A 24,680-nucleotide genomic window follows, 5' to 3' on the forward strand; every position below is an offset into this window, starting at 1 on the left:
TTCGCAAAAGATCGATTGCAGGGAATAGTCCTCATGAAACTCACCTTCTCCCCCGCCTCGCCCTTTGCGCGCAAGGTGCGGATCGCCGCGATCGAGCTCGGGCTGATCGACAAGATCGAGCTCGTGCCGGCCACCGTCGCGCCGGGCACCGCCAACGAGGACTATTCGCGCATCACGCCGCTGAAGAAGCTGCCGGTGTTGATCACAAACGACGGCGACGTGATCTTGGACTCCTATGTCATCGTCGAATATCTCAACGAGCTGGCCGGCGGCAGCCTGGTCCCGGACTACGGCCCGCGGCGCTGGAAGGCCAAGACCAACCACTCGCTGATCAACGGCATGCTCGATTCCATGCTGCTGTGCCGCTACGAGAAGATGGTGCGGCCGCAGGGCCTGCAATGGCAGGCCTGGTCGGACGATCATTGGAACAGGGCCTGGACCGGCATGGCGCGCTTCGAGAACATGCCGGAGGTGCTGAACGGCCCGTTCGACATCTCGCAGATCGGCCTCGTTTGCGTGCTCGGCTATGCCGACTTCCGCTTCGCCGATTGCGGCTGGCGCAAGGCCTATCCCAAGCTCGACGCCTTCCACCAGAAGATGCTGGAGCGGCCCTCCATGAAGATTTCGGTGCCGCCTCCGGCGTAGTCGCAGGAGTTCTCATGAGCCTCACATACTCGGTCGGCGATCTCACCATCCATCGTGTCATCGAGCAGGAAACCTCGTTCGTCCCGGCGCTTGAGATGCTGCCGGGGCTGACGGGCGAAGTGCTGGCCGAGAACCGGGCATGGATGCGCGAAGCGAAGGCGCTGGACCAGCAGGATGTGCTGCTGCTGTGCTTCCAGTCCTATGTGGTGAAGACGCCGCACCACACCATTTTGATCGACAGCTGCATCGGCAACGACAAGCCGCGGCCGCAGCGGCCGAAATGGAACATGAAGACCGACGACACGTATTTGCGTGCTCTCAACGCCGCGGGGTTCTCGGTCGATGACATCGACTTCGTGATGTGCACGCATCTGCATGTCGATCACGTCGGCTGGAACACGCGGCTGGAGAACGGTCGCTGGGTCCCGACCTTCCCGAAGGCGCGCTACATCTTCGCGAAGCAGGAGTTCGATCACTGGTCCGCACAGAATGCGAAGGCGGAGATCCCCCCTTTCGCCGATAGCGTGCTGCCGGTCGTGGAGGCGGGACGCCATGAGCTCGTCGGCAACGACCATGCGATCGGCGACCACGTCCGCATCCTGCCGACGCCGGGCCACACGCCCGGTCACGTCGCCTTCACGATGGGCCGCGGCAAGGACGACGCGGTATTCTCCGGCGATCTCATGCATTCGCCGTTGCAGACGCACTATCCGGAGCTCTCGATCAAGTTCGACGTCGATCCGGACGCGGCGGCGAAAACGCGCCGCAGCTTCCTGGAGCGCTATTGCGACAGCGACACGCTGTGCTGCACCGCGCATTTCCCCTCGCCGTCGGTCGGCAAGATCAGGCGCAAGGGCAACGGGTTCGTCTGCGTGGCGGTTTAAGGCGACCTTTCTTTTCGGTCATGCCCGGGCTTGTCCCGGGCATCCACGTTCTTACAATCGATGGCGACGAAGGACGTGGATGGCCGGAACAAGCCCGGCCATGACGAGGAAGCAATCATGGCCGATCTGCCCGACATTCCCCTTCCCGCCGGCATCCGCTCGCGTTATGTCGACGACATCAACGGCCTGCGCATGCATGTGCTCGAGGCCGGCTTCGAAACCAGGGACCGTCCCTGCGTCCTGCTGCTGCACGGCTTTCCCGAGCTCGCCTTCTCCTGGCGCAAGGTGATGCCGGCGCTGGCCGCCGCCGGCTACCACGTGCTCGCGCCCGACCAGCGCGGCTATGGCCGCACCACCGGATGGTCCGCGGACTATGACGGTGATCTTACGCCGTTCTCGCTTCCGAACCTCGTGCGCGACGCGCTTTCACTGGTGTCAGCGTTCGGTTACAGGCAGGTCGACCTGGCCGGTCATGATTTCGGCAGCCCGGTCGCGGCGTGGTGTGCGCTGATAAGGCCGGATGTGTTTCGCTCGGTGACGCTGATGAGCGCGCCGTTCGGCGGCGCGCCGCCATTGCCGTTCGACACGGTCGATGGCCCGCGCAAGCCTGCGCTCGAAGATCCCGTGCATCGCGAGCTCGCCGCGCTGCCGCGGCCGCGAAAACACTATCAATGGTACTACTCGACGCGCGAGGCGAACGCCGACATGCACCGGGCGCCGCAGGGCGTGCATGATTTCCTGCGCGCCTATTATCATCACAAGAGCGCGGACTGGGCCGACAATAAGCCTTATCCGCTGAAGTCGTGGTCGGCGGACGAGCTCGCAAAGCTGCCGACCTATTACGTGATGGACCTCGGCGAGACCATGGCCGAGACCGTCGCCAAGGAAATGCCGTCGCCGGCCGCGGTCGCCGCCAACCAATGGCTGCCGGACAGCGATCTCGCCTATTACAGCGCCGAATACAGCCGCACCGGATTCCAGGGCGGGCTGCAATGGTATCGCTACGGCACGTCGGGCATGCTCAACAACGAGATGCAGCTGTTCTCGGGCCGCAGCATCGACGTGCCCTCCTGCTTCATCTCGGGCAAGCAGGATTGGGGCACTTACCAGCGTCCCGGCGTGTTCGAGACGATGCAGGGGCGCGCGTGCACGAAGATGCTCGGCTGCCATCTCGTCGACGGCGCCGGCCATTGGGTGCAGCAGGAACAGCCGGCCGAGGTGAGCCGGTTGCTGCTCGACTTTCTCGCAAAGGCCGGCACGGCCTGATTTGACCCGGAAACGGTGGCGTCCTATATAGTTTAGAATAATTCTAAACAATTGAAACAGGGCCGCCGTGAAGAATTTTGCCGATCTGACCGAGCGCGAGGTGCTGGCGGTCGCGATCTCCTCCGAGGAGGAGGACAGCCGCATCTACATGACCTTTGCCGAGGATCTGAAGGAGCGCTATCCCGACTCGGCAAAGCTGTTCGAGCAGATGGCCGAGGAGGAGCGCGGCCACCGTCACATGCTGCTGGAAATGTATGAGCAGCGCTTCGGGCAGCACCTGCCGCCGATCCGCCGCGAGGACGTCAAGGGTTTTCTGCGCCGCCGCCCGATCTGGCTGACCAAGAACCTGCCGCTCGACACCATCCGCAGGGAAGTCGAGACCATGGAGCTCGAGGCCGAGCGCTTCTATGCGAAAGCCGCCGAGCAGGCCGAGGACGTCAACGTGCGCCGGCTGCTTGGCGATCTCGCCGAAGCCGAGAAGAGCCATGAGCACACCGCCGCACGGCTGACCGGCGAAATCCTCAAGCCCGACGTGCGCGCGGAGGAAGACCGCACGCGCCGGCGGATGTTCGTGCTGCAATATGTGCAGCCGGGCCTCGCCGGCCTGATGGACGGCTCGGTCTCCACGCTGGCGCCGCTGTTCGCGGCCGCGTTCGCCACGCACCAGAACTGGCAGACGTTCCTCGTCGGCCTCGCCGCCTCGATCGGTGCCGGCATCAGCATGGGATTTGCGGAAGCCTTGTCCGACGACGGCTCGCTCACGGGGCGCGGCTCGCCCTGGCTGCGCGGCATCACCTGCGGCGCAATGACGACGCTCGGCGGGCTCGGCCACACCGCGCCCTATCTCGTGCCCGACAGCTGGGCGAACGCATTCTGGATCGCGACCGGAATCGCCTGCGTCGTCGTGTTCTTCGAGTTGTGGGCGATCGCCTTCATCCGCTCGCGCTACATGGACACGCCGTTCCTCCAGGCCGTATTCCAGATCGTGCTCGGCGGCGCCATCGTGCTGGCAGTGGGGATATTGATCGGGGCGGCGTAGGCCTCTCCGATCTTGCGAGGGCCGGCGTCACCGTCGCGCGCGAGAGCGCGCTGCTCCCGGACTTCGCGGAGACGTCGTGGCTTTACATGCGCATGCTGCTGGGCTTCCTCGGCGCGTTCTTACCTCCCGACGCGCTGGCGGATGCGCAGGCACGGGCGAGCCGGCTGTCGCCGGAGGACCGGAGCCTCGGCGCCGAACGACTGCGCGGCATCACCGCGAGCCACCGCGCCTGGGTGCTCGACGCAGGTAGCCGCGCCGGCCTGCGTGCGCAATGGCGCGCGCTGTTCAACAGCTTCGACGCGGTGATCTTGCCGATCATGCCGACACCGGCCTTTCCGCATGATCATTTGCCGGAACAGCGCCTGCGACGCATCAGCATCGACGGCAAAGACTACCCTTATTCCGACCAGCTTGCCTGGCCGGGCGTTGCGACGCTTCCGGGCCTGCCTGCGACCGCCGTTCCGCTCGGCCTGTCGAAAGACGGCCTGCCGGTCGGCGTGCAGATCGTCGGCCCCTTCCTCGAGGACCGCACGCCCCTCAAGCTCGCCGAGCTGATCGAGCGCGAATTTGGCGGGTTCGAACCGCCGCCATTATTTGACGATTAGCCTTGATCGTCATTGCGAGCGAAGCGCAGCAATCCAGCATCTTTCCGAGTCGACAGTCTGGATTTGCTTCGTCGCAAGAGCTCCTCGCAATGACGGAGCAGAACAATTTCGAGATTCCGGGTTCGCGCTCCGCGCGCCCCTCAGCTATCGAACACGATCACGCTGCGCAGCGTCTTGCCGGCTTTCATGCTGGCAAAGCCCTCGTTGATCTCGTTCAGCTTCAGCTTGGCCGAGATCCAGTCCTCGAGGTGCAGCCGGCCGCGCAAGTAGAAATCGACCAGGCGCGGCATGTCGACGCGAAAGTGGTTCGAGCCCATCGAGGAGCCCTGGATCTTGCGCTCGCGCAGGAAGTCGAAGCCGTGCAGCTCGATCTTCTGTCCGAACGGGATCATGCCGACGATCGTTGCGGTGCCGCCGGAGGCGAGCATCGCAAAAGCCTGCTCGGCGGTCTCCTTGCGGCCGAGCACCTCGAAGGAATGATGCACGCCGCCATTGGTGAGATCGCGCACCTGCTTCACGACATCGCCGTCCGCCGGGTTGATGATGTCGGTCGCCCCCAGCTTGGTCGCGAGCTGGAGCTTGGCCGGATTGGTGTCGATGGCGATGATGCGGCCGGCGCCGGCGATCTGTGCGCCGTTGATCGCGGCCATGCCGACGCCGCCACAGCCGATCACCGCCACGGTCTCGCCGGCCGTCACCTTCGCGGTGTTCACGACCGCGCCGTAGCCGGTGATGACACCGCAGCCGATCAGTGCGGCGAGATCCAGCGGCATCTCCTTCCTGATTTTGACGATGGCGTTCTCGTGCACCAGCATCTGCTCGGCGAAGGAGGAGAGATTGAGGAACTGGTGCAGCTTTTCCGGCTTCGACCATTGCATCCGGTTCGAGACACCCGGCATCATCTTGACCGTGGTGTCGGTGCAGAGCACGGTCCGGCCCGTGGTGCAGTTGTCGCAGGTGCCGCAGAACACGGACAGGCAAGTCACGACATGGTCGCCCGGCTTGACGTAAGTGACGTCCGAGCCGACCTGCTCGACCACGCCGGCGGATTCGTGCCCGAGCACCGCAGGCAGCGGATGCGGATAGAGCCCTTCCATGAAGTGCAGATCGGAGTGGCAGAGGCCGGCGACGGCGGTGCGGATCAGAACCTCGCGCGGACCCGGCTTCGGCAGGCTGATGTCCTCGATGACGAGCGGCTTGTTGACTTCGTAGAGGACGGCGGCCTTCATCGGTGTTTCCTCGTTGTTATGATTTCGTTGCCTTGCAGGGACTCCACCTCTCCCATGGGGAGAGGTGGACGGAGAGCCTACGCTGCCAGAACCAGCTCGCCAACCTCGCTCATGCCACCTGCGCGATCGCTGAGCAGCAGTTCGGCGATCTTCGTCTGCGCTGCATTTTCCGTCAGCCGGAACGGGTCGCTCGGCGAAACCCGATGGTCAATGACGAGGCGTGACAGCAGCAGTCGGCGCGCATCGCCGCGCCTCTCGTGGATGCGATGCGCCTCGCAGGCGAGCGCGACGGCGCTTGCAACATGATAGAGCAGGCTGGTGGCGCGGCGCGCATCAGCCTCGTTCTCGGACCTGCCCGCGACCTCGCGTGCGAAGCCGACCGCGCGATCTGTGAGGCCGCGCAGATGGTCGCGCCAGGCCTGCGGCACGGAGACGCTGTCGTCGAGCCGGGCGTGCAGATCGGCAGCAAGCGCGGACTCCGCGCCGTGACGGCCCACGGCGCGTCGCAGCGCATCGATTGCGACGATGTTGCCGGTGCCTTCCCAGACCGAGCCGAGATGGGCATCGCGCAGCAGGCGGGCGGTGGCGAATTCCTCGATGTAGCCGATGCCGCCGCGCATCTCGAGCGCATCGCCGCAGACCTTTCGCGCGTCACGCGTGGCACGGAACTTCAGCGTCGGGGTCAGGATACGCAGCAGCGCCGCCGCGTCCTGGCTTCCGGCTTCGGCGCGGTCTAGCGCGTCCGCGGTGAGAAAGCTCATCGACAGCGCCTGCTCGACCGGCAGCATGATCTTCATCATTTGCCGCCGCCCGAGAGGCAGATCGATGATGCGCCGACCGAATACGACGCGGTTGGTCGCCACCGTCATCGCGTCATGATAGGCGCGGCGCATCAGCGCGGCCGATTTGACCCCGTTGGAGAGCCGCGACGAGTTCACCATCTCGGCCATCTGCACGAAGCCGCGGTCGAGCTTGCCGACGGCATAGGCGATCGCGCCTTCGAGCTTGATCTCGCCTGACGCCATCGAGCGCGTGCCGAGCTTGTCCTTGAGGCGCACGATCCGGTATTGGTTCTGCGCACCGTCATCGAGGAAGCGCGGCATCAGGAACAGGCCGACGCCGCGCGTGCCGGGGCCGGCACCTTCGGGGCGCGCCAGCAGCATCACGACCTCAGCATCGGCGTTCGAGCAGAACCATTTCTCGCCGTAGAGACGCCAATGATCGCCCTCCTGCACCGCGCGCGTGGTCAGCGTGCCGACGTCGGAGCCGCCCTCCTTCTCCGTCATGAACTGGCCGCCCTGGGTCAGCTTGCTCATGTCGGTCGAGGTCAGGCCGTCCAAATATTTCGCCTTCAGCGCCTCGCTGCCGAAATTTGCGAGCAGCTTCGCGCAGCCGTCAGTGACGTTGATCGGACAGCCCATGCCGAATTCGGTCTGGTTGAACAGGAAGGTGAAAGCATGCTTGGCGACGACGGGATATTTGTCTGGCCAGCCCATGATGCCCTTGCGGATCGAGAGCGCGTGGATGCCGAACTCACCGAATGCAGCCTTTTCCAACTCGCGGTAGGCCGGGTGATATTCGATCCATTGCACGTCGCGCCCGAACTTGTCGCGCTGATGCAGGATGGGCGTGTGCCGGTCGGCCAGCCGCGCGCATTCGTCGAGATGGCCGCCGGCGAGTTCGCCGAGGCGGTCGAGATGCGGCTCGATATGGCGGAACAGATTATCCGGCAGATGGATGCGCAAGAGGTCCGCCAGCGCCGGATCGGCGCGGTAGAAATTCATGCCTGACGTATCGGGCGCCAGCAGGCCGGATGGTGCGGCCGCGACATTTTGTGGCTGCGCTGTGGCCGGTTTGTGCATGATCGTCCTCGTCGTTTCCGCCCGACGGCAATTCTTTGCGCTTGCCGCTTGGGATGATGTCGATCATGCTCCAGAGGCGGACGCCGATAAAGCCGCAAATCGTCAGGGCGGCATGACCGTGGCGAGGGAGCAATTCGCCCTGCGGAATTGTGGGCGCTCTGGCTGGTTGTTCGCGCGGGCCATGCATAGATCAACGGCTCCCCGTCCTGAGAGATCACGCCATGGAACATCCGAAATACAAGATCGCCCTCATCGTCGGCGCCGGCGAAGGCCTGAGCGCATCGCTGGCGCGCCTGCTTGCAGCGCAAGGCATCCGCGTCGCGCTCGCCGCGCGAAGGATCGAGAAGCTCGGCGCGCTCTGCACCGAGATCGGGGCCAAGGCCTATGCCTGCAACGCCACCGAGCCTGACGAGGTGGAGCGGCTGTTCGGCCTCGTCGAACGCGAGATCGGCACGCCCGACCTCGTCGTCTACAACGCCAGCGGCCGCACGCGCGGGCCGTTCATCGACCTCGTCCCGGCCGACGTCGCGCAGGCGATCGCGGTCAGCGCCTATGGCGGTTTCCTCGTGGCGCAGCAGGCGGCCAAACGCATGCTGCCGAACAAGCACGGCGCGATCCTGTTCACCGGCGCCTCCGCCAGCGTCAAAGGTTATGCGCAGTCGGCCCCGTTCGCGATGGGCAAGTTCGCGCTGCGCGGCCTCGCGCAGAGCATGGCGCGCGAACTGTCGCCGCAGGGCATCCATGTCGCGCATTTCGTCATCGACGGCGGAATTAGGAGCGCGGCGCGCACCGAACCGGACGACAAGCCCGACTCGATGCTCGATCCCGGTGCGATCGCGTACAGCTATTGGAACGTGTTGCAGCAGCCGCGCAGCGCCTGGAGCTGGGAGCTGGAGCTGCGGCCGTGGGTGGAGAATTTTTGAGGCGATAACGTCGCCACAACAACCGTCATTGCGAGGAGCCCTTGCGACGAAGCATCCAGGGCTGTCTCCGCGGATACATTTCTGGATTGCTTCGCTTCGCTCGCAATGACGGCAGGGAGGATCAATGACCACGGAAACCACCATCGACACCGGCACCAACGAGTTGCTCTGCGTCATCCGCGACCGCGTCGCGATTATCACGCTGAACCGGCCGGAAGCGCGCAACGCGCTGTCGGACGCGCTCACGCCGGCGCTGCGCAGCATGATCCGGAGCTGCGGCGAGAATCCTGATGTCGGCGCGCTGCTGCTGACTGGCGCGGGCGAAGCGTTTTGTGCCGGCGGCAACGTCAAGGGCATGGGCGCGCATCGCGACAGGGCAAAGCTCGACATGTCCTTTGACGACAAGGTCGCCGATCTGCAGGAGCGGCAGAGGCTGCTGACCGGAGCGCTGGTGTCGGTGCGCAAGCCGACGATCGCCGCCCTGCCCGGCCCCGCGGTCGGCGCCGGCCTCGCCATCGCCATGGCCTGCGACATTCGCATCGCCGCGCAATCGGCCTTCGTCGCCACCGGCTACGCCCGCATCGCGCTGTCAGGCGATTACGGCATCGCCTGGCTGCTCACCCGCCTCGTCGGCACCGCGCGGGCGCGCGAATTGATGTTCACCGGCGACCGTGTCGATGCCGCACGCGCCGAAGCGATCGGCCTCGTCAACCGCGTCGTGCCCGATGACAAATTGCAGACTGAGGCGTTCGCGCTGGCCAAATCGCTCGCCGAAGGCCCACGCCTCGCGCTGCGCTACATGAAGGACAATCTCGACGAGGCCTTGCTGTTCGACTTCGAGACCGCGCGCGACCACGAAGCCGAACGGCTGGTCCGCCTCACCACGACCGCCGACCACAAGGAAGCGGTTCAGGCCTTCATCGAGAAGCGCAAGGCGGTATTCACGGGGAAGTAGGATTGGTCCTCCGAGCAACCCCGACTATCAGCTGACTCCATATAGCAGGTACCCTACTTCATAGCAGGTACCCTATTTCAAGGAGCGCTGAATGGATATCTCTGGGGTCATCCGCCGTCCTGGCGGAGAAGACGGGCTATGTCACGTTCCATCACTTGAACGAGTTGATACCGTCGGCCAAGGCGGAACCTGAAGACATCGAGGCGATACTCACCGCTTCGAGCGAACGGGGCATCTGGATTGCAGAGGAATGGGTCGGCGCTCTTGCGGGATACGATTGAGTTCGTCTCGAAAAAAATGCCCGGCTCTGGCTGGGCCAGGCCGGGCTCGGAGTGTTGTCAGGCCGAGGCTGAGGGGTTGTCGGCCTGACGGGAAAGGGCGGCGAGGCGCCAGCTCGCGCAAGGGATCTCTTTCGGGCCAACGCTGATCTCCTTGTCGAAGCGCACCAGCTTCCAGTCGTCGGGATGGTTGACGAAGGCGAAGCCGGATTTGCGCGCGAGCGAGACCATGGCCTCGTTGGAGCGCAACGTGTCGCCGAACATGTGCTCGGCGCCGAGCGCGGCGGCGCGGCATTCGAGATTCTTCATCAGCGCGGTGGCGATGCCGTGGCCGTGCCAGCGATCATCGACCGAGAGGCCGAACTCGAGCGTCGCGGTCTCGGTATGGAAGGCATAGCGCGCTTCGGCCACGATGGTCTCGAAGCCGTCAACCATCATCGTCGCCACGATGGTGAAACGATCGCGCTCGCCGACCTCGAGGAAATCTCGCAGCAGGCCTTTCGGCAATTCGCTGACGGCGCCGAAGAAGCGGTTGTAGCGGGAGTGGGTCGAGAGCGAACGGAAATAGTGCTGCAGCTCGTCAGTGTCGCGCGGCTCGACGAAGCGGAGATCGAGCCGCTCACCGTGTCGGGTGCGCATCACGTCGGAATATTGCTTGAGGTCTTCGAGGCGAAGGGTGCTCATGACACACGCCATGCGGAAAAGGGACCGCCGGCGCCCCACAGACAGGCGGCGCCGGCCTGGCGGCCAATCAGGCCCGCCAGAAGGGTTTGTCGGCCTCGTAGGCGATGTCGGACCAGGACAGCCCGACGTCATGGAGGTCGCGGGCGGTCCAGTGGGTCAGTTCGCGCCGGGTTCGGTAGCGCTCGTGCCAGACGTGAAGGGTCTCGCCGATCTGGTAGAGCAGCCCGAGTGCATGATGATTTGTCATCGAATTGTCGGTCAACGTAGACATTTTCAGCTCCTGGAGCTAAGTTGATTGCTAATATCTGCCTCCTTCTGCGCTGCGACAAACGACAATTTGTACCTTTTCGCATGAAATAACGTCATGCATCCTGCTGCCAAATGACTGCCAGATTGCCATCCCTGAACGGATTGCGGGCGTTCGAGGCCGCTGCGCGCCATCTCAGCTTCACGCTGGCCGCCAGCGAGTTGAACGTGACCCAGACCGCGATTAGCCATCAGATTCGCAGGCTGGAGGAGGAGCTCGGCATCCGCCTGTTCATCCGGCAGAACCGCGCGCTGGCGCTGACACCGGAGGCGCGCGACTATTTGCCGGGCGTGCGCGCCGCCTTCAACGATCTCCGCCTTGCGACCGACCGGCTGCTGCGCAAGGACGACGACAAGGTGCTGACGGTCTCGACGCTGGCCTCGCTCGCGGCAAAATGGCTGCTGCCGCGGCTGACCGATTTCCAGGAGCAGCATCCCGGCATCGACGTGCGCATCACCACCTCGACCAGCCTCGTCGATTTCCAGCGCGACAATGTCGATGCCGCGATCCGCTATGGCCGCGGCCAGTGGCCGGGCGTGCGCGCCGAATGGCTGATGGCGGACGAGCTGTTTCCGGTGTGCAGCCCGTCACTGCTGCGCGGCGACAAACCGCTGCGCCGGCCCGAGGATCTGCGCAACCATCCGCTGCTGCACACATCCAATGCCAACAGCGACGACTGGCGGCTGTGGCTGACCGCGGCGGGCCTGCCGGCCGACATCGCGAGGCAGCCTGGCATCACCTTCGACATGATCTTCATGACCATCCAGGCCGCGATCGACGGCATCGGCGTCGCGATGGGGCGGACCTCTTACGTCCAGGACGACATCGCCAAGGGCCGGCTGGTGGTCCCCTTCAAGATCGCGCTGCCGGCCGATGCCGGGTTCTACCTGGTCGCGCCGGAGGGCCGCCGCGAGGCGCCGAAGCTTGCCGCGTTCCGGCAATGGGTGCTCGCGGCTGCGCAGAACAAAGCCTGAAGGACGCGATTTATCCCCCTAAGACTAAGAGAAGGCGAGGGAGCGCACCTGCCGTGCGGCAGCTCACAGCTCCACCACCACATAATCGCTCTCGATGCTGACCGTAACAGTCTCGGCAACATACGGTCCCTTCACCACGCTCGCGCCCGGCTCGACATTGGCCGGATAGGCCTTCACGCGGAACCGGCGAGGGTCGCAGTAGGATTGTCCGGTGCGGATGTCGAACTCCCAGCCGTGCCAGGGGCAGCGAATGATCTCGCCGAGTTTCGTGTACTCGATCTCGCCGGGATTCTTTGACTGCGCCAGCCCGATCAGCGGCCCCTCGCACAGCGCCGCGCCCTGATGCGGGCAGCGGTTCATCAGGCCGAAATATTCGCCCTTGATGTTGAAGACCGCGATCGGCCGTCCGTCGATCTCCAGGAATTTTCGCGTGCCGGGCGGAAGCTCGTCCACCGGCGCAATGACGTGTCTTGCCATCAGGAAATGCCGTAGAGCTTCTTCGCATTGCCGAGATAGAACGCCTCTCGATTGGCCTCGCTGACGCCGGCCGGCAAGACGCGCGACGGCTCGTCGTAGTCCCAATGCGGATAGTCGGTTGCGAACAGCAACTTGTCCCAGCCGATCCATTTGATGAGGTCGAACAGATCCTCGCGCCGCTCCGGATCCTCCATCGGCTGCGTCGTCCACCACACCTGCTCGCGGATATATTCCGACGGCGGCCGCTTCACATGCGGCACCTCGCTGCGCAGGCGCTGCCAAGCCTTATCGAGGCGCCAGCAAAGCGACGGCGCCCAGCCGAAGCCGGCCTCGATCATCACCATCTTCAGTTTCGGGAAGCGCTCGAACACGCCTTCGAGCACGATACTCGCCAGCGCCGATTGCTGGCATTGCGAGTGGCCGACCATCTCCTCGATATAATACGACGGCCAGCCCGACGGCGTGATGGGATTGCCGCCGAAGCCGAAGGCGTGCACGCCGACGGGAAGGCCCGCCTCTTCCGCGGCCTGATAGATCGGCCAGTAACGGCGCTGGCCGAGCGGCTCGACGTTGCGGCTGAGCAGCAGCACCTGCACGAAGTTCTTGTCGCCGGCGCGCTCGCGGATTTCGGCGGCGGCCGACAGCCCATCCTCATTACCGACGACGATGGATGCCTTCAGCCGCTTGTCCTTGCTGGTCCATTTATCGATCTGCCAGTCGTTGATCGCCGAGCACAACGCTGCCGAGAGCTCGTGATTGCGGATGCCCTGTCCGGTGTTGAGCGGATTGAGCACCCCAAGCTGCACATTGTTGGGATCGAGCAATTGCTTCTGCATGAAGGACAGCGAGGAGCCCTGCGGACCGCCTTCCGGCGGATAGGCATCGCGGCGCGAGGCGTTGGGCTGGGCCTTGGGATAGGGCGGGCCTTCCATCATGCCCTGATAGGCGTGGACGCCGTAGACTTCGAGGTGATGCTGCCAGCGTTTGGCGAGATAGGGATAGAGCTCGGTGCGGGTGGCGCGTGCCGGATGGATGTCGCAGTCCGCGATCGCGGTTCTTACGGTCAGTGGGGAAGCGGCTTCTTGGCTCTCGCGGAACTGGATATTCATCGCCTTGCCTCCTTTGGCAGCGGGCTCACGTCAGGCGGGGGTAGGTTGCATGGGGATTGTCGATCATGATCTTGCGCACGAGATCGGGGGACAGACCTTCGGGCAGCGCGTCCTGGCCGTCGAACTGCCAGTGCGGATAGTCCGTGGAGAATAGGACCAATTCGTCGGACTGCATATGCTCAAACAGGCGAATTAATGTCTCAGGTTCCGGCGGCGCATCAAATGGCTGTAACGAGAAGCGGATGTTGCTGCGCACAATCTCCAGCGGCGCACGATCGACCCACGGTGTCTCCATCCGCACCCCGCGCCAGAACTTGTGCAGGCGCCAGAGATAGGGCGCGATCCAGGAGACGCCGGACTCCAGCATCACCATTTTCAGCCGCGCATATTTGGCGAACACGCCCTCGACGATCAGGCTGGTGAGCTGGGTCTGAAACGCCTGGGCCTGCCCGACATAATCCTCGATGTGATAGGAGCCCCAGCCCACGGCGGTCGGCGGATTGTGATAGGCGGAACCGGCGTGGATGCCGACGGCAAGTTCCAGTCGTTCCGCAGCCTCATAGATCGGCCACAGCGCTCGCTTGCCCAGCGGCGTGTCGCCCATCACCAGCATGAGCACTTGCACGAAGCGTTTGTCCTGGGCGCAGCGCTCGATCTCGGCGACCGCCTTCTCGACGCTTTGCGTGGGAATCACGATGGAGCCGCGCAGCCGCGCGTCGCGATCGAGCCATTCCTTCGCCAGCCAATCGTTCAGCGCGCGGCAGAAGGCGGCCTGCATGTCCTCGGAGAACACCATCTGCACGCCGTACAGTGGATTGCAGATGGCGTAGCTGAGCTGGAAGGGATCGAGCACATGGCGCTGCATGGTCTCCAGACTCTCGCCGGGTTTGCCGGTCTCCGGCCGCCAGTCCGGCCGCGCCGTGATCGGCGAGTTCTGCGGATAGGATTGCGAGACGAGGTCGACCATGCCGCGCGTCGTCACCTGATCGCGCCAATAATCGTTCAGGTATGGCAGCAGGCTGGTCAGATGCGGCACGGCCGGATGCACGTCGCAATCGATGCCGCCGGCAATCAGGGACGCCATCACGTCTCCCTTCTCACGTTTCCTTGCATGTCGCTTCTTGCACCCGCCATTCAAGCAGGCCTGCCCGTCGCCCGCAACTCGGCCAATCATCCTGTCATATGCTAGGAAGGCTGAGCTCGGTTGCGAAGGAATGGGGTACCAGAGATGAAAGAACTCGTCGGCATCGCGCAACAGGTCGCGGCCCAACTGATGGCGCGCAAACAGACCATTGCGGTTGCGGAATCGTCAGCCGGCGGCCTGATCTCGGCCAGCCTGCTCGCGGTGCCCGGCGCCTCCGCCTATTACCTCGGCGGCGCCGTGGTCTACACGCGCGATGCCAGGCGCGTGCTGATGGATATTTCGGACGAAGGAATGAAGGGCTTTCGCTCCTCATCGGAGCCCTACGCCAAACTCCTCGCCGAACAGATGCGGAGCCGCTTTGGCTGCGACTGGGGCCTGTCTGAGACAGGCGCCGCCGGGCCCACCGGCAACCGCTACGGCGATGCCGCCGGCCATAGCTGCATGGCGGTTGCGGGCCCTGCGTCAGAGGTGATGACGCTGGAAACTGATAGCAATGACCGGTTCGCGAACATGCAGGTGTTTGCGGCGACCGCGCTGAAGCTGTTGCTGCGGAAGCTCGAGGGGTGAGTTGCTGTGCGGATGAAATGAGCCGGGATAGCCTCGCCACCAACACTACGGTCATCGCCCGGCTTGTTGTTCAGCCCGGGCGGTCCAGTACTCCGAGGCGGTTGTGATTGAATTGGTGGGCCGCGGCGTACTGGATGCCCCGGTCCCGGCTCCGCCAAGGCTACGTCGGGGCCACAAGAGTGCTCGGCCGCCGAAGCTTTAGCTAAGGCGGCAAGCCGGGGCATGACACCGAGAGTGAGGAGCGATGACAGCCGACCATGGAGCGATAGCAGCAGCTACCGCCCCAAATGCCGCGTGAAGATCCGCACCACGTGCCCCCTCACCCGCGGCGCCTCGTCGTAGAGATCCGACGCGAGCCGCTCGATGGTCTCGCGCAGCGACAGGAATTGCGCCTGCCGCGCACTGCTTTCGGTGCCCTGCATGCCCGCGAGCTCGTCCATCGCGGCGTCGCTGATCTGGCACTGCACCACATCGCCGTCATTGAGCATGGTGAAGCGAAAGGCCAGCCGTTCAAGGTCATGGCCGATGATCTTGTCGCGCGTCAGCGGCATCAAGTCTTCCCGGTCGAGCCCCACCACCGGACAATGCGGAAAATCGCTGCAATTGTCAGCAGCAAAGTGCAGCTTCGCTCCTACTGGAACGCGACTTCGGCAAAACTGCGAAGCTTGCGCGAATGCAGTCGCTCGGATTCCTGCTGCTTCAGTCGCTCCAGCGCCTTCAGGCCGATCTCGAGATGCTGACCGACACGGCGGCGGTAGAACTCGCTGGCCATGCCGGCGAGCTTGATCTCGCCGTGCAGCGGCTTGTCGGAGACGCACAGCAGCGTGCCGTAGGGAACACGGAAGCGGTAACCGTTGGCGGCGATGGCAGCCGATTCCATGTCGAGCGCGACCGCGCGCGATTGCGACAGGCGGCGGATCACGTCGGGCCCGGATATCTCCCAGTTGCGGTTGTCGACGCTCGCCACCGTGCCGGTGCGCATCAGGCGCTTGAGCTCGAAGCCTTCGAGCCCCGTGACATCCTCGACCGCCTCCTCGAGCGCGACCTGCATTTCGGCCAGCGCTGGGATCGGCACCCAAAGCGGCAACTCGCGATCGAGCACGTGATCCTCGCGCACATAGCCGTGCGCGAGCACGTAGTCGCCGAGGCGCTGCGTGTTGCGCAGGCCCGCGCAATGGCCGAGCATCAACCAGGCGTGCGGCCTCAGCACCGCGACGTGGTCAGTGACGTTGCGCGCATTGGATGGACCGGTGCCGATATTGATCAAGGTAATGCCGCGATAGCCGGGCGCGATCAGATGGAAAGCCGGCATCTGCGGCGCGCGCTCCGGCGCCGTCCCACTGGTGACGCCGCCACTGCATGTGATCACATTGCCGGGCGCGACGAAGCCATCGAGACCAGCCTCGCCGGACTGAAGCCGCTGCTGGCAGAGTTGTACGAAGGCCTCGACATAGAACTGGTAGTTGGTGAAGATCACGAAGTTCTGGAAATACTCAGGGTCCGTGCCGGTGTAGTGATAGAGCCGGCGCAGCGAGTAATCGACCCGGGCGGCGCGGAATAGGGACAGCGGCTCGGGCGCGCCCGGCTGGAGCTCGAAAGTGCCGTCGGCGATCGAATCGTCCATCGTCGCGAGATCGGGCACATCGAACGCATCGCGCAGCGAGCGCGTGACGGCGGAGTTCTCGCCGGTGGTGATGGCGGCCTCGATGTTGATGTCGCGGCGATAGGCGAAGTGGATCGGGATCGGCTCGGCGGACTCGCCGATCTCGACCGGCACCGCGTGGTTCTGGAGCAGCAATCCGATCTGCTCGGTGAGGTAGGCGCGGAACAGATCCGGCCGCGTGACGCTGGTCTCGTGCACGCCGGGACCATGGACGAAGCCATAAGCGAGACGCGAATCCAGCCGCGCATGCGTCGCCGTGGTGAGACGGACGAAGGGATAATAGGCCCGGACCCGCGACGTGATCGCCTCGCCATTGACGTAAGCTTCGAAACGATCGCGTAGGAACCTAGTATTGCGCTCGTAGATCTCTTCGAGCCGCGCGACGGCCGCGGACGCATCGGAGAAGGATTCGGTGGCGATGGAGGGTGGGGATTGCATTGTTCGACCGCCGGGTTTGCTGTTTGCAATCGCAGTATAGCAAACTGACAGCCAAGTCATCATTGCGAGCGCATCGAAGCAAATCCAGAAATCTGTCCGCGGAGACAGGCTGGATTGCTTCGCTGCGCTCGCAATGTCGAGGGAAGATGACGCGCTGTCGCGCGTCACTTCTCGCGGAAGGCGCGCATCAGCTGATCGTGCAGCGGCTTCATCAGATAGGACAACATGGTGCGGTCGCCGGTCTGGACGAAGGCTTCCACGGGCATGCCGGGAATCAGCTTGACGTCACCGAGCCGGGCGACCTCCTCGGGCGGCATCGAGACGCGGATGGTGTAGTAGCCTTGACCGGTGCGCTGGTCGGTGGTGACGTCGGGCGAGACGCGGCTGACGACGCCGTTGAGCTCGGGCGTGGTGCGCTGGTTGAACGCGGAGAGGCGCAGCAGTGTCTTCTGACCGATCTGGAGCTTGTCGATGTCGACCGGATTGACCTTGGCCTCGACCTGAAGATCATCGGCCTGCGGCACGATCAGCATCAGGGTATCGCCCGCGGTGACGACGCCGCCGACCGTGTGCACGGTCGATTGCAGCACCATGCCATCCTGCGGGGCGCGGATATCGACGCGGCGGAGCTGGTCTTCGGCAGCGACCTTGCGCTCGATCAGCTCGCCGATCTTGTCGTTGGTCTCGCGCAGGTCCTTGGAGACCTCGCTGACCACGTCCTTGTCGATCTGGATGATCTGGAGCTCGGTCTCGGTAATCTTGCCCTTGGCCTGGGCGCGTGAGGCGATGTACTGCGCGCGCTCGCCATTGAGCCGGGCCGAATCGCGCTCGAGCTGGGTTAGGCGCGAAATCTGCACCAGACGCTTGTCGTAGAGCTCGCGCACGCCGGTGAGCTCGTTCTGCACCAGCGCGATCTCCTGATCCTTGGCCTTCTCCTGGGCGCTGAGACCGGCGATTTCCTCGTTGAGCTGCGTGATGCGCTCGCGCAGCTGGGCTTTCTGCCCGGTGCGGCCGTTGACGCGGACGTCGAACAGCTTGGTTTCGGCGGCGAGCAGCGCCTTGACGTCGGGATCGTCGGCGCGCTCAAGGAGGCTTTGCGGGAATTCGATCTTGTCGAGACCGCGCTGCTCGGCCTGCAATCGGGCCGCACGCGCCTGCGCGGCGTCGAGATTCTTGGTGACGATGGCAAGATTGGCCTTGGTGACGGTGTCGTCGAGCCGCACCACGATGTCGCCGGCCTTGACCAGGTCGCCGTCGCGGGCGCGCACCTCGCCGACCACACCGCCGGTCGGATGCTGCACCTTCTTGACGTTGGATTCGACCACGATCTGACCCGGCGCGATCAGCGCGCCCGAGATCAGCACCGTCGAGGCCCAGCCGCCGAGGCCTACGACGAGGACCAGCACGATCCCAAGACCGAGCATCAGGTGGAACTTGATCGACTCGCGCACGGTCTTCTTCGCGGCAGGCTTCGAGCCGCCGATGGCCATCGTGCTCATGACTTTGTGCTCATGGTTTGGCCACTCCGCCTTCGCTGACGATCTTGATCGGTGCCGGCGGCGTCACGCGCGGCTGCAGCACCTGGGCGAGGACCTGTTCCTTCGGTCCGAAGGCCTGCATGCGGCCGTCACGCAGCACCAGGATCTGGTCGACCGCCTCGACGCCGATGGGACGGTGCGCCACCACGACGACGATCGCGCCGCGCTCGCGCGCTGAGCGGATGGCGCGGGTCAGCGCCTCATCGCCCTCGGTGTCGAGATTGGAGTTGGGCTCGTCGAGCACGATCAGGAAGGGGTTGCCGTAGAGCGCGCGCGCCAGCGCCACGCGCTGCGCCTGGCCTGCCGATAGCGCGGCGCCCTGCTCGCCGACTTGCGTGTTGTAGCCCTCGCGCATCTTGATGATCATCTCATGCACGCCGGCTTCTTTCGCAGCCGCGATGATGCCTTCAGAGGTCGCCGCCGGATCGAACCGGCTGATGTTCTGCGCGATGGTGCCGCCGAACAATTCGACGTCCTGCGGCAGATAGCCGATATGGCGGCCGAGCACGTCGCTTGACCACTGATCGAGCGCCGCGCCGTCGAGCCGCACCTTGCCGCGCACCGGCTGCCAGACCCCGACCAGCGCGCGGATCAATGACGACTTGCCGGAGCCGCTCGGGCCGATCACGCCGAGGCCGTTGCCCGCGGCGAGCGCGAAGGTGATGTCCTGCACCACGAGACGCTGGTCGCCCGGCGGCACCATGGCGATGCCTTCGACCGAGAGCCGGCTGGTCGGCGCTTGCAGCTGGGTGGGCATCGTCTGCGCCGGCATCTGCTCCAGCAGACGCGTGAGGCGCTGCCAGCTCTGACGCGCGGCGACGAAGGATTTCCAGTGCGCAATCGCAAGATCGACCGGCGCCAGCGCGCGGGCGGAGAGGATCGAGCCGGCGATGATGATGCCGGCGGTCGCCTCCTGGTGGATGACGAGATAGGCGCCGACCGCGAGCACGGCCGATTGCAGCATCATGCGCAACACTTTTGCGACCGCGCCGAGACCGCCGGCGACGTCGCTCGCACGCTGATTGCCCGTAAGATATTTTTCGTTGGCCTCGCTCCAGCGCTGATTCATCCGGCCGGCCATGCCCATCGCAACCATCACTTCGGCGTTGCGGCGGCTGGACTGGGCGAGATCGTTGCGCTGGGCGGCGAGACCCATCGCCTCTTTCGCCGGCTGGCGGGACATGAACTCGGTGACCAGTGTCAGCCCGACGAGGATGATGGCGCCGACCAAAGCGGTGACGCCGATCAGGACGTGGAAGGCGAAGCAGATGGCGAGATAGAGCGGCAGCCAGGGCAGGTCGAAGAACGCGCTCGGGCCCATGCCGCCGAGGAAGGAGCGGACATTGTCGAGATCGCGCAGCGGCTGCAGGCCTTCGTTGCGGCTGCCGACCAGGAGCGGCAGGCGCACGATGGTGTCGAACACGCGCTTGTTGAGGGCCTCGTCGAGCGAGGTACCGATCCGCCCCAGGATGCGGTTGCGAATCATGTCGAGCACGCCCTGCGCCATATAGAGGAAGCTGGCGAGGATGATGAGGCCGACCAGGGTCGGAATGCTGCGGCTCGGCAGCACCCGGTCGTAGACCTCCAGCATGAAGATCGACCCGGTCAGGTAGAGCAGGTTGATCATGCAGCTCATCAGGCCGACGCCGATGAATGCCGTACGACAAGCGCGCAAGGCATCACCGAGCTCCGAACGGCGGACGCCAGGGATGGCTGCCATCAGTCTGATCTCTTTCAGGTGGGGGCCACAGCCCCTGATTTCACGGGCATTCAGGGTACACGCCCCGGATTAACATCACGTTCGCTCTGCGTCCAACGCAGCCGAGTTCATCCAGAACCCTGACGGACCACATCTACCCCTGACGGCCCCACACGCAAGTCCGGTATTTCACAGGCTTTGCGGCTTTTTGGTGCAGAGGCCGCCGTCCTCCCCAACTCTGGCGAGGCGACAAGTTCCGACCGATCGAACCGAGCGGCTGGCTAAAGCGCGATGAGATTTGGATGAATCGTCATCGCGCTTTAGCTTGTTGTTTACGCATGATCTTTCCGGAAAACCGCTTCGCACTTTTCCGGATCATGCTTTAGAGCCGGCCGCCGCCACGCACCAGCCGCACCACCAGCAGCAGGATGACCGCGCCGATCGCGGAATAAACGATCTCGGAGACCAGGCCGGTGCCGAGCCGAATGCCGAGCTTCGGAAACAGCAAGCTCGCCACCAGCGCGCCGGCGACGCCGACCACGATGTCGCCGATGATGCCGAACCCGGCGCCCCGCACCACCTTGCCGGCAAGCCAGCCGGCGACCAGGCCAACGAACAGGATGACGAGCAGGCCTTCGTTCGAAATGTACATAAGTAAGGTCCCTCTCCGTGAACGGAGCCATGGAACGGGAACCGCGATGAATGGGGTGTGAATGCTGTTCGCGGCTCGCCGGTTGTGCGGTGGCTACGCTGCAACCACCGGCCCTGCCAGCACACACCTTGCCGCTCGTCCTGCCCCCACCTCGACACTCGCAGGCAATTGCTCCAGGCAGCGCGGCTGGGCCACGGCGCAGCGGGGAGCGAAGGAGCAATTGTGCGGCTTCTCGGCGAGCGAGGGTGGCGTGCCGGGGATGGTCTCCAGGCGGGCGCCGCGCTTGGCGCCGTGGATGGTGGAGGCGAGCAGGCCCTTGGCATAGGGATGCACGGGCGAACGCACGATGTCGCGAAGCGTCCCCTGCTCCACGATCTGGCCGGCATACATCACCGCGACGCGATCGCAGATCTCGATCGCAACACCGATGTCGTGGGTAACGAAGATGACGGACATGCCGAACTCGCGCTGCAGCTCGCGCAGCAGCAGAAGGATCTGGATCTGCACGGTGGCATCGAGCGCGGTGGTCGGCTCGTCGGCCAGCAGGATTTTTGGCCGGCAGGCGAGCGCCAAGGCAATCATCGCGCGCTGGCGCATGCCGCCGGACATTTCATGCGGATAGGCATCGAGCCGCCGCTTGGCGGAGGGAATGCGCACGACCTCGAGCATCTCCAGCGCACGTGCCCTGCCCTCTGCAAAACTCTTGCCTTCATGGCGCACCACGCTTTCGGCGATCTGCGCGCCGATGGTGTAGACCGGATCGAGCGCGAGCGCGGGCTCCTGGAAGATCATCGAGACGGTCTGGCCGCGGAAGGACGATAGCTGCTCGTCGTTCATCGCGAGCACGTCCTGTCCCATCACATTGACAGTGCCGGAGATCTGCGTGCGCTTCTTCGGCAATAGCCGCATCAGCGCACGTAGCGTCACACTCTTGCCCGAACCGGATTCGCCGAGCAGGCCCAGCACCTCGCTATTGCCGAGCGACAGGCTGAGGTCGTTCACGGCATAGACCGTGCGCTCGCCGGTGAAGCGGATGTTGAGGCCTGAGATCTCGACGAGTTTTGTCATGACGGCAGTTTCGGTATCCGGTCGTGATAGTCGGTGGCGCGCTGGAACGCGGCGCCGATGGTGAGCAGGGTTGCTTCATCGAAGGAGCGGCCGATCAGCTGCATGCCGACCGGCAAGCCGCTTCTGGTGAAGCCGGAGGGCACGGTGAGCGACGGCAGGCCGAGGAAATTCACCGGGCGGGTGAACAGCGTCAGCCGCTGCAACAGCGCCGGCGCGTTCGAGCCGCCGCCGACGTCGCTCTCCTCGATCGTCGGCGCCGGCACCGGGGAGGCCGGGGCGATCACCGCATCGACGCCGGCGGTTGCGGCGTTGTGGGCGGCGAGCGCAGGCCCGCGCCAGCGCATGGCCTCGAGATAGGTGATGGCGGGAACGGCGAGACCGTTCTGGAGCCGCATCAGGACCTGCGCGCCGTAATCCTGCGGACGCTCGATCATCCAGCGCTTGTGGAAGGCGGCAGCTTCGGCGGCGAGCACGAGCTGGCTGGCCGACGACAATTGCCGCTGGTCCGGCAGCTCGACCTTGACGATGTCGGCACCTTCGCGCTTGAGCACCGCGATGGTCTCGTCGAGCACGCGCGCGACCTCGCTGTCGAGATCGTCGACGTAGAAAGACGCAGGGACGCCGATCTTGAGACCCTTCAGCGAGCCGTTCGTCGCCGCGACATAGTCCGACAGCGGCTCGTGGCTGCAGGTCGGATCGGCGGGATCGGGGCCAGCCATCAGCGCCAGCAACAGCGCGCAGTCCTCGGCGGTGCGGGCGAGCGGGCCGACGGTGTCGAGTGATTGCGACAGCGGCATTGCACCGGCGCGGCTGACGCGGCCCACGGTCGTCTTCAGACCGGTGACGCCGCAGAAATGCGCGGGCATGCGGATCGAGCCGCCGGTGTCGGAGCCGAGCGCGGCATAGGTCAGCCGCGCGGCGACCGCCGAGCCGGAGCCCGAAGACGAGCCGCCGGTAATATGCGCGACGTTCCAGGGATTGCGCACCGGGCCGTAATGGGCGTTGTGCCCGGTCGGACCATAGGCGAATTCGGCGAGGTGCAGCGTGCCGAGGCGGACCTGGCCGGCGTCCTTCAGCCGCTGCAGGGCGGTGGACGTGACGGTCGGCACGAAATCGCGGCGGATCAGGGAGCCGCAGGTCGAGACGTGGCCCGCGTCATAATACATATCCTTGTGCGCGAGCGGCACGCCGTGCAGCGGACCACGGACATTGCCCTTGGCCAGCTCGGCATCGGCGGCATCCGCCGCCTTCAGCGCCGCTTCCGCTTCGATCGACATGAAGGCGTTGAGATGCGGCTGCCATTGCGCGATGCGGTGCAGCAGCGCACGCGTCACCTCATGGGAGGACAGCTGCTTCATCGCGATCGCACGCGCGACCTCGGTAAGCGGCATGAAGGCAGGCTCGGTGCTCATTTCGACACCTTCCGCGTCTGCGCGAGCACATGGCCGGCGGGCTCGAGATCGAATGGCAGCGTGCCGGCGATGGCGGCGAAGCCTTCGAAGGCAGGTCCGATGGCATTGGAGATGCGGGTTGCGATCTCGTCGTCCACGGGCACGCCGGCAATTTGCGCGATCGGCTTGATCTCTTCCGGTGTCGGTCTCGTCATTCGGTCTTCTCCCTGGGCGCGCGGCTATGGCCTGAACCCGGTATAGCCATGTAGCACGCGGCCTCATGGCCCATATTATCCAGCGCCGTGAGCTTTGGTGTCGCATTTGCGCAGAGCGGCTCCGCAAACGGACAACGGGTGTGGAAGCGGCAGCCCGAGGGCGGATCGATCGGATTGGGCGGATCGCCCGTGATCGGCGGCGTCTCGGTGCGCCTATCGGGGTCCGATGACGGCATCGCCGCGAGAAGGGCGCGCGTGTAGGGATGCGCCGGCTGATCCCAGACCTGGTCGACCGGGCCGAGCTCGACGACTTCGCCGAGATACATCACCAACACGCGGTCAGAGATGTAACGGACGACGTTGAGGTCGTGGCTGATGAAGACGTAGGTCAGGCCGAACTCGCGCTTGAGGTCGGCCAGCAAATTGAGCACCTGCGCTTCGACGGATTTGTCGAGCGCCGAGACGGCTTCGTCCAGGATCACCAGCCGCGGCGACAGCGCCAGTGCGCGGGCGATGTTGACGCGCTGGCGCTGACCGCCGGAGATTTCGTGCGGATAGCGGTTGGCGAAGTTTTCGGGGCGCAAGCCGACCTTGCCGAGCAGCTCGCGCGCCAGCGCCCGGGCCGTGCCGTCCGCCATGCCGTGGACCTTGGGGCCGAAGGCGATGGATTCCTCGATTGTCAGGCGCGGATTGAGCGAAGCGTAGGAATCCTGGAACACCATCTGCATACCGCGGCGCAGCTCGCGTAAGCTCAACGACTGCCCGACGGTCATCCCGTCATAGATGATGTCGCCGTGATCGCACGGCATCAGATGCATCAAGAGGCGCGCGGTGGTGGACTTGCCGCAGCCGGACTCGCCGACGATGCCGACCGTTTCGCCCTTGGCGACGGAGAACGAGACATTGTCGACCGCACGCACGGTGCGCTTGGCAGCGAACAGCCCGCCGCGCACGGGGAAATGCTTGGTCAGGCCGTTGACCTGGAGCAGCGGCTGCGCGACGCCGCCAACGTCCTCGACCTGCTCCAGCATGGCGACGGAGGTGTTGGTTTCGCTCATGGCCGTTGTC

At 64.8% G+C, this 24,680-nt stretch carries 25 protein-coding genes and 1 pseudogene; 10 read left to right on the plus strand and 16 right to left on the minus strand.

Annotated elements, in window-relative coordinates; translation table 11 throughout:
- Positions 1-33: 33 nt before the first annotated feature.
- The 5 genes and pseudogenes from BRAD3257_RS36365 to BRAD3257_RS36385 form a co-directional block, all read left to right on the plus strand.
- Entirely contained in the window at positions 34-645 is a 612-nt protein-coding gene (locus tag BRAD3257_RS36365; RefSeq protein ID WP_122405837.1) for a glutathione S-transferase family protein, read from the plus strand.
- A gap of 14 nt (positions 646-659) precedes the next feature.
- Positions 660-1,529 (plus strand): MBL fold metallo-hydrolase, encoded by an 870-nt coding sequence (locus BRAD3257_RS36370; protein WP_122405838.1) that lies wholly within the window; start codon positions 660-662, stop codon positions 1,527-1,529.
- 117 nt (positions 1,530-1,646) lie between these two features.
- Positions 1,647-2,795: an alpha/beta hydrolase gene (locus tag BRAD3257_RS36375; protein ID WP_122406950.1), complete on the plus strand. Its 1,149-nt coding sequence runs from the start codon at positions 1,647-1,649 to the stop codon at positions 2,793-2,795.
- A 67-nt stretch (positions 2,796-2,862) separates the two neighbouring features.
- The gene (mbfA, locus tag BRAD3257_RS36380) at positions 2,863-3,834 is read left to right on the plus strand and encodes an iron exporter MbfA (RefSeq protein ID WP_122405839.1); all 972 of its coding nucleotides are present in this window, start codon (positions 2,863-2,865) and stop codon (positions 3,832-3,834) included.
- Between the two features lie 8 nt (positions 3,835-3,842).
- Positions 3,843-4,439, plus strand: a pseudogene (locus BRAD3257_RS36385) (amidase family protein); the annotation flags it as partial.
- Positions 4,440-4,579: 140 nt separating this feature from the next.
- Here BRAD3257_RS36385 and BRAD3257_RS36390 read toward each other — a convergent pair.
- Entirely contained in the window at positions 4,580-5,668 is a 1,089-nt protein-coding gene (locus BRAD3257_RS36390) for a Zn-dependent alcohol dehydrogenase (RefSeq protein WP_122405840.1), read from the minus strand.
- A gap of 77 nt (positions 5,669-5,745) precedes the next feature.
- Positions 5,746-7,530 carry an acyl-CoA dehydrogenase family protein gene (locus BRAD3257_RS36395; protein ID WP_122405841.1) on the minus strand — a complete coding sequence of 595 codons (1,785 nt, stop codon included), beginning with the start codon at positions 7,528-7,530 and terminating at the stop codon, positions 5,746-5,748.
- Between the two features lie 221 nt (positions 7,531-7,751).
- Here BRAD3257_RS36395 and BRAD3257_RS36400 point away from each other — a divergent pair, with 221 nt between their 5' ends.
- The 3 genes from BRAD3257_RS36400 to BRAD3257_RS41610 all read left to right on the plus strand — a co-directional run bounded on the left by BRAD3257_RS36400 (position 7,752) and on the right by BRAD3257_RS41610 (position 9,689).
- Entirely contained in the window at positions 7,752-8,453 is a 702-nt protein-coding gene (locus tag BRAD3257_RS36400; RefSeq protein WP_122405842.1) for an SDR family oxidoreductase, read from the plus strand.
- A 124-nt stretch (positions 8,454-8,577) separates the two neighbouring features.
- Positions 8,578-9,408, plus strand: coding sequence for an enoyl-CoA hydratase (locus BRAD3257_RS36405; RefSeq protein WP_122405843.1), 831 nt, complete (start codon positions 8,578-8,580; stop codon positions 9,406-9,408).
- A 119-nt stretch (positions 9,409-9,527) separates the two neighbouring features.
- Complete coding sequence (locus BRAD3257_RS41610; RefSeq protein ID WP_283809977.1) at positions 9,528-9,689, plus strand: RNA polymerase sigma factor region1.1 domain-containing protein; 162 nt, start codon at positions 9,528-9,530, stop codon at positions 9,687-9,689.
- A gap of 57 nt (positions 9,690-9,746) precedes the next feature.
- Here the strand turns inward: BRAD3257_RS41610 and BRAD3257_RS36415 are convergent, their stop codons facing one another.
- Together BRAD3257_RS36415 and BRAD3257_RS36420 are read right to left on the minus strand one after the other, a co-directional pair.
- Complete coding sequence (locus BRAD3257_RS36415) at positions 9,747-10,370, minus strand: GNAT family N-acetyltransferase (protein ID WP_122405845.1); 624 nt, start codon at positions 10,368-10,370, stop codon at positions 9,747-9,749.
- Between the two features lie 67 nt (positions 10,371-10,437).
- Positions 10,438-10,641 carry a DUF1127 domain-containing protein gene (locus BRAD3257_RS36420; protein WP_122405846.1) on the minus strand — a complete coding sequence of 68 codons (204 nt, stop codon included), beginning with the start codon at positions 10,639-10,641 and terminating at the stop codon, positions 10,438-10,440.
- Positions 10,642-10,751: 110 nt separating this feature from the next.
- Here BRAD3257_RS36420 and BRAD3257_RS36425 point away from each other — a divergent pair, with 110 nt between their 5' ends.
- Complete coding sequence (locus BRAD3257_RS36425; protein ID WP_122405847.1) at positions 10,752-11,651, plus strand: transcriptional regulator GcvA; 900 nt, start codon at positions 10,752-10,754, stop codon at positions 11,649-11,651.
- Positions 11,652-11,714: 63 nt separating this feature from the next.
- On the opposite strand, the gene BRAD3257_RS36430 is transcribed toward BRAD3257_RS36425, so the two are convergent.
- Genes BRAD3257_RS36430 through BRAD3257_RS36440 form a run of 3 tightly spaced genes read right to left on the minus strand, consistent with a single transcriptional unit; the run spans position 11,715 to position 14,321 of the window.
- Entirely contained in the window at positions 11,715-12,128 is a 414-nt protein-coding gene (locus BRAD3257_RS36430; RefSeq protein WP_122405848.1) for a Rieske (2Fe-2S) protein, read from the minus strand.
- Positions 12,128-13,237, minus strand: coding sequence for an amidohydrolase family protein (locus BRAD3257_RS36435; RefSeq protein ID WP_122405849.1), 1,110 nt, complete (start codon positions 13,235-13,237; stop codon positions 12,128-12,130). The genes BRAD3257_RS36430 and BRAD3257_RS36435 overlap by 1 nt, the downstream gene beginning before the upstream one ends.
- Before the next feature lie 25 nt (positions 13,238-13,262).
- Positions 13,263-14,321 carry an amidohydrolase family protein gene (locus tag BRAD3257_RS36440; RefSeq protein ID WP_122405850.1) on the minus strand — a complete coding sequence of 353 codons (1,059 nt, stop codon included), beginning with the start codon at positions 14,319-14,321 and terminating at the stop codon, positions 13,263-13,265.
- 144 nt (positions 14,322-14,465) lie between these two features.
- On the opposite strand from BRAD3257_RS36440, the gene BRAD3257_RS36445 reads away from it, so the two are divergent.
- Positions 14,466-14,948: a CinA family protein gene (locus BRAD3257_RS36445; protein WP_122405851.1), complete on the plus strand. Its 483-nt coding sequence runs from the start codon at positions 14,466-14,468 to the stop codon at positions 14,946-14,948.
- Positions 14,949-15,223: 275 nt separating this feature from the next.
- On the opposite strand, the gene BRAD3257_RS36450 is transcribed toward BRAD3257_RS36445, so the two are convergent.
- The 9 genes from BRAD3257_RS36450 to BRAD3257_RS36490 all read right to left on the minus strand — a co-directional run bounded on the left by BRAD3257_RS36450 (position 15,224) and on the right by BRAD3257_RS36490 (position 24,670).
- Positions 15,224-15,499 (minus strand): DUF1488 family protein, encoded by a 276-nt coding sequence (locus tag BRAD3257_RS36450; RefSeq protein WP_162500468.1) that lies wholly within the window; start codon positions 15,497-15,499, stop codon positions 15,224-15,226.
- 80 nt (positions 15,500-15,579) lie between these two features.
- Positions 15,580-17,049, minus strand: coding sequence for an AMP nucleosidase (locus tag BRAD3257_RS36455; protein ID WP_162500469.1), 1,470 nt, complete (start codon positions 17,047-17,049; stop codon positions 15,580-15,582).
- A gap of 164 nt (positions 17,050-17,213) precedes the next feature.
- On the minus strand, positions 17,214-18,548 hold the full coding sequence (locus tag BRAD3257_RS36460; RefSeq protein WP_122405852.1) for an HlyD family type I secretion periplasmic adaptor subunit: 1,335 nt from the start codon (positions 18,546-18,548) through the stop codon (positions 17,214-17,216).
- 10 nt (positions 18,549-18,558) lie between these two features.
- The gene (locus BRAD3257_RS36465; protein WP_122405853.1) at positions 18,559-20,307 is read right to left on the minus strand and encodes a type I secretion system permease/ATPase; all 1,749 of its coding nucleotides are present in this window, start codon (positions 20,305-20,307) and stop codon (positions 18,559-18,561) included.
- 361 nt (positions 20,308-20,668) lie between these two features.
- Complete coding sequence (locus tag BRAD3257_RS36470; RefSeq protein ID WP_122405854.1) at positions 20,669-20,938, minus strand: GlsB/YeaQ/YmgE family stress response membrane protein; 270 nt, start codon at positions 20,936-20,938, stop codon at positions 20,669-20,671.
- 93 nt (positions 20,939-21,031) lie between these two features.
- A complete protein-coding gene (locus tag BRAD3257_RS36475) occupies positions 21,032-22,006 on the minus strand; it encodes an ABC transporter ATP-binding protein (protein ID WP_122405855.1) in 975 nt (324 codons plus the stop codon).
- On the minus strand, positions 22,003-23,418 hold the full coding sequence (locus tag BRAD3257_RS36480; protein ID WP_122405856.1) for an amidase: 1,416 nt from the start codon (positions 23,416-23,418) through the stop codon (positions 22,003-22,005). The genes BRAD3257_RS36475 and BRAD3257_RS36480 overlap by 4 nt, the downstream gene beginning before the upstream one ends.
- Positions 23,415-23,612 carry a hypothetical protein gene (locus tag BRAD3257_RS36485; protein WP_122405857.1) on the minus strand — a complete coding sequence of 66 codons (198 nt, stop codon included), beginning with the start codon at positions 23,610-23,612 and terminating at the stop codon, positions 23,415-23,417. Before BRAD3257_RS36485 ends, BRAD3257_RS36480 begins: the two co-directional genes overlap by 4 nt.
- Positions 23,609-24,670 (minus strand): ABC transporter ATP-binding protein, encoded by a 1,062-nt coding sequence (locus BRAD3257_RS36490; RefSeq protein ID WP_162500470.1) that lies wholly within the window; start codon positions 24,668-24,670, stop codon positions 23,609-23,611. The genes BRAD3257_RS36485 and BRAD3257_RS36490 overlap by 4 nt, the downstream gene beginning before the upstream one ends.
- Positions 24,671-24,680 lie beyond the last annotated feature (10 nt).

It is taken from the genome of Bradyrhizobium vignae, assembly GCF_900324035.1.
Classification (GTDB): Bacteria; Pseudomonadota; Alphaproteobacteria; order Rhizobiales; family Xanthobacteraceae; genus Bradyrhizobium; species Bradyrhizobium vignae.

Coding starts and splice junctions, on each gene's coding strand:
- BRAD3257_RS36455 (WP_162500469.1), bottom strand. CDS start 17,049: ATGCAATCCCCACCCTCCATCGCCACCGAATCCTTCTCCGATGCGTCC.
- BRAD3257_RS36420 (WP_122405846.1), bottom strand. CDS start 10,641: ATGTCTACGTTGACCGACAATTCGATGACAAATCATCATGCACTCGGG.
- BRAD3257_RS36370 (WP_122405838.1), top strand. CDS start 660: ATGAGCCTCACATACTCGGTCGGCGATCTCACCATCCATCGTGTCATC.
- BRAD3257_RS36475 (WP_122405855.1), bottom strand. CDS start 22,006: ATGACAAAACTCGTCGAGATCTCAGGCCTCAACATCCGCTTCACCGGC.
- BRAD3257_RS36415 (WP_122405845.1), bottom strand. CDS start 10,370: ATGAGCACCCTTCGCCTCGAAGACCTCAAGCAATATTCCGACGTGATG.
- BRAD3257_RS36470 (WP_122405854.1), bottom strand. CDS start 20,938: ATGTACATTTCGAACGAAGGCCTGCTCGTCATCCTGTTCGTTGGCCTG.
- BRAD3257_RS36485 (WP_122405857.1), bottom strand. CDS start 23,612: ATGACGAGACCGACACCGGAAGAGATCAAGCCGATCGCGCAAATTGCC.
- BRAD3257_RS36450 (WP_162500468.1), bottom strand. CDS start 15,499: ATGCCGCTGACGCGCGACAAGATCATCGGCCATGACCTTGAACGGCTG.
- BRAD3257_RS36375 (WP_122406950.1), top strand. CDS start 1,647: ATGGCCGATCTGCCCGACATTCCCCTTCCCGCCGGCATCCGCTCGCGT.
- BRAD3257_RS36440 (WP_122405850.1), bottom strand. CDS start 14,321: ATGGCGTCCCTGATTGCCGGCGGCATCGATTGCGACGTGCATCCGGCC.
- BRAD3257_RS36480 (WP_122405856.1), bottom strand. CDS start 23,418: ATGAGCACCGAGCCTGCCTTCATGCCGCTTACCGAGGTCGCGCGTGCG.
- BRAD3257_RS36425 (WP_122405847.1), top strand. CDS start 10,752: ATGACTGCCAGATTGCCATCCCTGAACGGATTGCGGGCGTTCGAGGCC.
- BRAD3257_RS36445 (WP_122405851.1), top strand. CDS start 14,466: ATGAAAGAACTCGTCGGCATCGCGCAACAGGTCGCGGCCCAACTGATG.
- BRAD3257_RS36405 (WP_122405843.1), top strand. CDS start 8,578: ATGACCACGGAAACCACCATCGACACCGGCACCAACGAGTTGCTCTGC.
- BRAD3257_RS36460 (WP_122405852.1), bottom strand. CDS start 18,548: ATGAGCACGATGGCCATCGGCGGCTCGAAGCCTGCCGCGAAGAAGACC.
- BRAD3257_RS36390 (WP_122405840.1), bottom strand. CDS start 5,668: ATGAAGGCCGCCGTCCTCTACGAAGTCAACAAGCCGCTCGTCATCGAG.
- BRAD3257_RS36490 (WP_162500470.1), bottom strand. CDS start 24,670: ATGAGCGAAACCAACACCTCCGTCGCCATGCTGGAGCAGGTCGAGGAC.
- BRAD3257_RS36365 (WP_122405837.1), top strand. CDS start 34: ATGAAACTCACCTTCTCCCCCGCCTCGCCCTTTGCGCGCAAGGTGCGG.
- BRAD3257_RS36400 (WP_122405842.1), top strand. CDS start 7,752: ATGGAACATCCGAAATACAAGATCGCCCTCATCGTCGGCGCCGGCGAA.
- BRAD3257_RS36465 (WP_122405853.1), bottom strand. CDS start 20,307: ATGGCAGCCATCCCTGGCGTCCGCCGTTCGGAGCTCGGTGATGCCTTG.
- BRAD3257_RS36430 (WP_122405848.1), bottom strand. CDS start 12,128: ATGGCAAGACACGTCATTGCGCCGGTGGACGAGCTTCCGCCCGGCACG.
- BRAD3257_RS36435 (WP_122405849.1), bottom strand. CDS start 13,237: ATGAATATCCAGTTCCGCGAGAGCCAAGAAGCCGCTTCCCCACTGACC.
- BRAD3257_RS36395 (WP_122405841.1), bottom strand. CDS start 7,530: ATGCACAAACCGGCCACAGCGCAGCCACAAAATGTCGCGGCCGCACCA.